The organism is Rhodococcus sp. 05-340-2, assembly GCF_002258915.1.
In the GTDB taxonomy this organism is placed as follows: domain Bacteria; phylum Actinomycetota; class Actinomycetes; order Mycobacteriales; family Mycobacteriaceae; genus Rhodococcoides.
In genome coordinates this window covers 1-1,317 of record NZ_NOYU01000035.1, presented here as the reverse complement: position 1 = coordinate 1,317, position 1,317 = coordinate 1, and the positions used below count along the sequence as shown (strand labels likewise).

1 protein-coding gene is annotated in these 1,317 nt (G+C 65.8%); it reads right to left on the bottom strand.

Annotated elements, in window-relative coordinates; translation table 11 throughout:
- Positions 1 to 1,317, bottom strand: a 1,317-nt coding sequence (locus CH271_RS21410; RefSeq protein WP_094634740.1) for a transposase, incomplete at both ends; no start/stop codon positions are given.

Here is a 1,317-nt window from a genome sequence, read left to right as displayed (position 1 = left end):
CGAGTCGACACGAGCACTCGATACGATATCGGCGGCAGCGACGGCCTTGTCGAGCATCGAGGTGAACGTGGTGCCGTCGTTGGGATTGTTGCCCACCGAGGTAGCGATGATGATCCCATCGCTGGTGGTCACCGCCTGACAGTTGTAACCCTGAATCCACCCACCACCACGCAACTGCATCGACCTCGACTCAGGGTCGGTGATGTTGCGTTTGGGCTCGGTCACAGTGGTCGACGGCGTCGACACCGCAGTGGCAGCATCGACCGCGGCGCGCACCCGCTCCCGCTCTGCGGCTTTCGCTTCGGCGGCGGCACGGTCGGCGATCGCACGGTCGAGGAAACGCTGCACGCGAATAACTTTCGCGTTCCTCTCCACCGGGCCGGGAACATGTCCTTTCGCTGTTCCCGCAGCCTTCCTTGCCTGATAGTTCTCGATCGTGGCCTGATGCTTGGCCCGCGCTTCGGCCAGGTTCATCTGCAAGATTTCGACTCTGATCTCCGTCGGGGGTTTGCCGGTGACCGGGCCCAGTTCCTCCCGCCGCCGCAGATGGTCCGCCACCAGCTTCTCTCGCCGCGCCAGCGTCGCAGTACGGAGATCGGTCTTGTTCTTCTCGACCTGCTCCCGCTTCGCGACTCTGTCGGCGTTGACCTTCTCGAGTTCGGCCAACGCCTGCGCGATCCGCGCCGCGCGCGACCGCGGATCGGTCATCTCCTCAGGCACCTCGTCGCCGGACGAGCCCGGCCCGAACATCTCGTCCTCTGCGGCGTCGGCCGCAGCATGCTCAGCGGCGGCAGCCCGCGCGTGCTCGCGAAGCCGCTGCTCGGCCGCCTCGGCAGCTGCTGCGCGCAAACCTTTCTCGGTGCGGTTCGCGCTGAGCGAGGCGTCGGAGGAGATCTTGACTCCGTCGAGCGCGACGACACCCAACCTGGCCAACCCCAGTTGCCCGCACAGCAGCAGGACCTGCGTGAACAAGGCATCCATGTGCGGGGCCACGTCGGCGCGGAAGCGGGAGATCGTCACATGATCGGGGGTGTTTCCCGCGCAGATGATCCGAAACGCCGCATCACGCTGACACAACCGCTCGAGCACACGCGAGGACCGTTGGCCCTGCGCCCACCCGAAGATCAACACCGTGAGCAGCATGTCCGGGTCGTACCCCGCGCGCCCGACACCACCGGTGCGGCGCACCGCATGCACCGCCGAGGTGTCCAACGCGGCGACCACATCGATCACGGTGAACACCGGATCCGACACCGGTAACCACTCACGCATATCCACCGGCAACAAGAACTGCTGATCCCGATCCACCGGGCGATA